The organism is Cetobacterium sp. (assembly GCF_051653945.1).
In the GTDB taxonomy this organism is placed as follows: Bacteria; Fusobacteriota; Fusobacteriia; order Fusobacteriales; family Fusobacteriaceae; genus Cetobacterium_A.
In genome coordinates this window covers 21,441-27,840 of sequence record NZ_JBOFXD010000041.1, presented here as the reverse complement: position 1 = coordinate 27,840, position 6,400 = coordinate 21,441, and the positions used below count along the sequence as shown (strand labels likewise).

The 6,400-nt window shown below is 27.8% G+C and carries 5 protein-coding genes; all 5 read left to right on the top strand.

Features of this window, described 5'->3' with window-relative positions; all coding sequences use genetic code 11:
- Positions 1 to 317: 317 nt before the first annotated feature.
- A complete protein-coding gene (locus ACRC8M_RS04070) occupies positions 318 to 1,694 on the top strand; it encodes a tyrosine phenol-lyase (RefSeq protein ID WP_438527977.1) in 1,377 nt (458 codons plus the stop codon).
- A gap of 100 nt (positions 1,695 to 1,794) precedes the next feature.
- The gene (locus ACRC8M_RS04065; protein ID WP_438527976.1) at positions 1,795 to 3,330 is read left to right on the top strand and encodes an alanine/glycine:cation symporter family protein; all 1,536 of its coding nucleotides are present in this window, start codon (positions 1,795 to 1,797) and stop codon (positions 3,328 to 3,330) included.
- A gap of 110 nt (positions 3,331 to 3,440) precedes the next feature.
- Complete coding sequence (locus ACRC8M_RS04060; RefSeq protein ID WP_438527975.1) at positions 3,441 to 4,682, top strand: hypothetical protein; 1,242 nt, start codon at positions 3,441 to 3,443, stop codon at positions 4,680 to 4,682.
- Between the two features lie 21 nt (positions 4,683 to 4,703).
- The gene (locus ACRC8M_RS04055) at positions 4,704 to 5,549 is read left to right on the top strand and encodes a CvfB family protein (protein ID WP_438527974.1); all 846 of its coding nucleotides are present in this window, start codon (positions 4,704 to 4,706) and stop codon (positions 5,547 to 5,549) included.
- A gap of 11 nt (positions 5,550 to 5,560) precedes the next feature.
- A complete protein-coding gene (locus ACRC8M_RS04050; RefSeq protein WP_438527973.1) occupies positions 5,561 to 6,325 on the top strand; it encodes an IclR family transcriptional regulator in 765 nt (254 codons plus the stop codon).
- The last annotated feature ends 75 nt before the right edge of the window (positions 6,326 to 6,400 follow it).

The window sequence follows — 6,400 nt, the reverse complement described above, 5'->3', positions numbered from 1 at the left end:
TAATTTATTTTTTTATTAAAATTTATATAAAAAATTAAAATAAAAAAAATTTTAAAAAATTTTTTATTAAAAAAATTAAATTATTTGAGTAAAGATAATTATTTTTATACGAAGTTAGTAAAAATAAAACAGATTATTTCTATAAAAAAAACCTTAAAATAGTTTATTTTAAATAAAAAAAACTAAAATTTATTTTTTTATAATAAAAAATAAAACAACAATAACAAAAAACGTTCTAAAATAAGCAATATTGACATAAAAAAGAAAATAAAGTATATATGTTATCAACAAGAAAAAATAAATGAGGAGGAATTATTATGTCAAAAGGATTTGCACCAGAACCATATAAAATAAAAATGGTTGAAAATATGGCTATTATGACTAAAGAAGAGAGAAAAGAGGCTATTGAAAGAGCTGGGTACAATACTTTTTTATTAAAATCGGATGAATGCTATATAGATTTATTGACTGACTCTGGAACTAATGCTATGAGTGATGCTCAATGGGCTGGATTAATGTTAGGAGATGAAGCTTACGCAGGAAGTAGAAACTTCTATCATTTAGAAAAAACAGTACAAGAACTTTTTGGTTTTAAATATGTAGTTCCAACTCACCAAGGAAGAGGAGCAGAAAATATTTTATCAACATTGACAATTAAACCAGGAGATTATGTTCCAGGAAATATGTACTTTACTACTACAAGATTCCATCAAGAAAGAAATGGAGCGACTTTTAGAGATATTATAATAGATGAAGCTCATGACTCTCAAATAGACCTACCATTTAAAGGAAATATAGATTTGAAAAAACTTCAAGCATTAATTGACGAAGTTGGGGCAGAAAAAATACCATATGTTTGTTTGGCAGTTACAGTTAATTTAGCTGGAGGACAACCAGTATCAATGGCTAATATAAAAGCTGTTTCAGAACTAGCTCATAAACATGGAATTAAGATTATGTATGATGCAACACGTTGTATAGAAAATGCATATTTTATTAAAGCAAGAGAAGAAGGATATGCAGATATATCTATAAAAGATATTGTAAAAGAGATGTTTTCTTATGGTGATGGATGTACGATGAGTGGAAAAAAAGATTGTTTAACTAATATTGGTGGATTTTTATGTATGAATGATTATGAATTATATCTACAAGCGACAGCTACAGTAGTTCAATTTGAAGGAATGCCTAGTTATGGTGGATTAGCAGGAAGAGATATGGAAGCTATGGCAATTGGGCTTAGAGAGGCTGTAAATTACGAGTATATAAGTCATAGAGTTAATCAGATAAGATATCTAGGAGAAAAATTAGATGCCGCAGGAGTACCAATGGTAAAACCTTATGGAGGACATGCAATTTTCTTGGATGCCAAAGCATTTCTACCACATTTAACTCAGGATGATTTCCCTGCTCAAGCTTTAGCAGCATCTATTTATGAGCATTCTGGTGTTAGAACAATGGAAAGAGGAATTATATCAGCAGGAAGAGATGTAAAAACAGGAAAGAATCATTATCCTAAGTTAGAAACAGTAAGATTAACAATTCCAAGAAGAGTTTATACATATGCTCATTTAGACTATGTAGCAGATACAATAATAGAACTATATAAGAATAAAGAGCAGATAAAAGGATTAAAGTGGGAGTATGAACCAGCTTGTTTAAGATTTTTTACAGGAAGATTTTCACAGAAATAGATAATAAAAATTAAAATATCCTAAAGATAACTTTAGGATATTTTAATCTAGAAATACCTACATAAAACTTTCTACTAAAATAAAAATTAGGAGGTATGTGATGGGGTTTATAGATTCATTATTATCACCGTTGAAAACAGCAGTTAGTGCATTAAATGGTTTTTTATGGGGTGATATAATATTATTTAATGTTGGGGAAACAAATATTGGCTTAAGTTTATTAGTTTTAATGCTAATTCCTACAGGGATATATTACTGTATTAAAACTAGGATGTTATCATTTAGATTATTTCCAGAGATGATAAGAATAGTTTTAAAAAGTAAGAATAAAGAGGATAAGGAAGCTATTTCTGGATTACAAGCTTTATTTATAGCTACAGCTTCAAGAGTGGGAATGGGTAATTTAGCAGGTGTAGTAGCTGCAGTTTCTTTTGGAGGACCTGGAGCAATCTTTTGGATGTGGGTAGCAGCTATAATAGGTTCGAATACTGCATTTATAGAGAGCACATTAGCTCAAATTTATAAAGAAAAAGATCCTTTATTTGGTGGGTGGAGAGGTGGCCCAGCTTATTTTATGAATCGAATGGAGGTTATTGCTGAATCTAGAGAGGAAGATCCTTTTGAAAAAGATTTAGAAAAAGATTCGGATGTTATATCTAAAAGTGGAAAAAGATACTATAAAAAATCTTCTAATTTTAGACTTTGTGGAATTTTATTTGCAATTTCTGGATTAATAACTTGGGTTGGAATAACACAAATAGTTTCTAACTCTGTTTCAGAATCGTTTAATAATGCCTTTGGGATATCCCCTCTTTATACATCCCTTGCTATGACAATTTTAGGAGCGATAGTTTTATTTGGAAAAGGAAGAAAAGATAAAATAGCAGATGTTTTAAATAGATTAGTGCCAATAATGGCAATATTATATTTTTCTTTAACACTATTTATATTGATTAAAAATATAGGTTCAGTTCCTGGAATGTTTTTAGAAATTTTTGAAGAAGCATTTGGTGCTAGACAGATAGTTGCAGGAGGATTTGGAGCAGTATTAATGCAAGGGGTAAAAAGAGGTTTGTTTTCAAATGAAGCTGGAAGTGGTTCAGCTCCATGTGCAGCAGCGGCAGCAGATGTAGATCATCCTGTTGAACAAGGATTGATTCAAGCTTTAGGTGTTTTTATAGATACTTTAGTTGTTTGTAGTTGTACAGCATTTACAATGTTATTAGCACCACAATCAATTAGAGAGGGAAAAATGGGAATGGATCTTCTTCAAAGTTGTATGGACTATCATATAGGAAGTATTGGAACACCTTTAGTTGCAGTAATATTATTTTTATTTAGTTTTAGTACATTTTTGGGGATATTATTCTATGCAAGATCTAACGTAGCATTTTTATTTGGTGATAGTATGAAAGCTCAAGATGCATATAAAATTTTAGCATTAGTTATGATGTTTGTAGGTGGAATGGCTCAATATCTATTTGTATGGGAATTGGGAGATTTAGGAGTGGCATTAATGACAGTGTTTAATATTATTGCAATAGTTCCAATGTCTAAAATAGCACTGGATTCTTTAGATGACTATGAAGCAATTTACATTAAAAATAATAAAACAATATTGTTAGAAAAAGAGTAAAGTAATACCTTAGATTAGAATTTAAACTAATCTAAGGTATTTTTTATTGTAAAAATATGTAAAATTTGATACTCTATAATAAACAGTTTTTTATTTTAAGGGGGAATAGTATGTTTTTATCGCCAGGAGAAAAGATACTAAAATATAGAAAACATTATAAAATTAAACAAGAGGATATAACAGGGGATAAAGTTTCTAAAACATATTTAGGAATGGTTGAAAATGGTCGAAAATCTTTAAGTAAAAAAATGAGTGTTATTTTTTATAAAAATTTAAAGAAAATAATTGAAGAATTAGGCGAAGAGTTTACAATAACTTATGAGAGTTTTATAGAAACTTCTGAAGAACAGGCTAAAAAATATTTAGATAGAGTTATAAAAGACGGAAAAATAAGTAATAAATGGCTAGTTGAAGAGGGAATTTTAAAATTAACTAAAGTAGATCAAAGTAAATATATAATTGATTTAGCGGAGATGTATTTAAAATTAGAAAATACAAATGAAGCTAGAAGAATGTATAGTAAACTTTTTCAAAGAATTCCAGAAATTAAAAAGTACGAAAAGGAATTTGAAATTTTCATAAATTTATGTGCAAAACATGAAAAGTATGAGATAATATCTTTACTGTTTAATAAGTATAAAGATGATATTTTAGCAAATCAAATTTTAAAAAGGAATGATAAAATATATTATCTATATCTAGTGTCACTTTATAAAGATAAAGAAAAAAGTTATTTAGACATAGAGAATGAGATAAATGAATATTTAAAAATTATAAAAAATAGAATTGTAAAAAATAATTGTCTGAATATATTAGCAGAAATTTATATAAAGTATGATGTAGAAAAAGGGATTGAATTATATTTTTTAATTTTGAAAAAAGCTGTGACTTTAGAGGAAAAATTACACACACTCTATAGTTTAGGAAAAATTTTAATGAGTTCTAAAAGAAATAGCGAACTGAAAAATATTTATTTGAAGTTAAATAAGATTCATGAAAAGAGAATTATAAAAAATAATGAAGAGAAATTTAAATTATTATATAATTTAGGAAAAATATCAGAGCATTTTGAGAAAAAAAATGAAAGTAGAACTTATTATATAGAAGCACTTATAATTGGAAAAGGAATAGAGGTTCCTCTTAAAGAAGTGATAGATATAATTAACAGATTATTTAAAATGTTTGAAAAAAGTGATTATTACTCTTTAATTAGTATCGAAAAAGAGTATTTAAGAATATTAGAAAATTATGAGGATTTTAAACCTGTAGTAAAACTTTTTGAGTATTATTATAAAAACTATCCTCATAAAATGGAAGAGAAATTTAATTTATTTGGAAACTATTTGGAGTAAAATAGTAAGGAGAAAGGTAAAATGGTAAGAGTAGGAAAAAGACAAACAATGAAGATCAATAACTTCAGTAGCAAAGGAGCATATTTAGATGCAGGAACAGAGGACTCAAAAGATAACATTCTTCTGCCAAACAATGAGTTAGAGGGGAAAGTTTTAGATATTGGTGATGAGTTAGATGTAATGATATATAGAGACTCAGAAGACAGATTAATAGCAACTTTGAGAAAAACAGCGTTAACAGTTGGGACAATAGGAAAACTTTATGTAACAGATATAAATGAAAAATTAGGAGCATTCTTAGATTGGGGATTAAAAAAAGAGTTGCTATTACCGCATGCACAAATGGTAGGAGAAGTTAAATCAGGAGATGAGGTTTTAGTTGGAATATATGAGGATAGTAAAGGAAGACTATCTGCAACAATGAAAATATATAGTTTTTTAATGCCGAATAAGGATTATCAAAAAAATGATTTTGTAGAAGGTACAGTATATAGAATTAACCCTGAAATTGGTGTTTTTGTAGCAGTGGATAATAGATACTTTGGATTGATACCAAATAGTGAGTGCTTTAAAAAGTTTTATATAGGTGAAGAGATTCAAGCTAGAGTTATTAGAGTTAGAGAGGATGGAAAGTTAGACTTAGCAATGAGAGAGTTAGCTTTTGTTCAGATGGATAAAGATGCAGAAAGTATTTTAGGAAAAATGAAGATATTAAAAACACACTTTAGATTTAATGATGATAGTTCACCAGAATCTATAAAAGAATACTTTGGAATAAGCAAAAAGGCTTTTAAAAGAGCTATAGGAAAACTTTTAAAAGAGGGAAAAATAGAAAAAACTGAAGAAGGATTCTTTAGATTAAAATAAAAGGGGATTTTATGGAAGGGAAAACTATACAATCTATCCAAAGAGCAATAGATATAATGAATTGCTTTAATGAAAATGTTCATGAACTTTCATTAAAAGAGATTAGTGAGAAAGTTAATCTAAGTAAAAGCACTGTACATGGGATTGTATCAACGCTTTTAAAAAACTCATATTTAGAACAAAATGAGAAAAATAGCAATTATTCATTAGGACCAGCCTTTATAGAAAAAAGCTTTATTGTAAATGAGGATGTTTTAATAAAGAATATCGGGCATAAGTATTTAGTAAAGATATCGGAAGAGTTTTCAGTGACCGTGAATTTATTTTTATTTAAGAGAGAGCATTTAAAATTAATAGATAGAGTGCAATCGGATTCTATGTATTATACAATCAGTACATCAATAACTAAAATTCCTTTAAATGCATCAGCTTCTGGAAAATTAGCGTTAGCATATTCTCAAGATGTAAATATAGATAAAATATTTAGCAAAAATCTATTATATAAGTATACAAATAGTACAATAATAGATAGAGAAACATTGATAGAAGAGATTTATAAAATTAGAGAAGATGGATATTCTTTAGAGAGATCAGAGGTTGAATTAGGAATTTATTGTATATCAGTTCCAATTTTTAAAGTTAATAATATTTTTGTTGGAACAGCATCAATAATGGCAACAAGAGAAAAGTTGATGAATATTTTACCAAATTTGGCACCAAAGATGGTTGCTATGAGTAAAAAAATATCGTTCGAATTAGGAGCAAGAGAGGAGTGAGAACTCCTCTTTTTTATTTTTATATTGACAAAAAAATAAAAATAGTATATTGTAAGTATAACAATTTTTTATTGA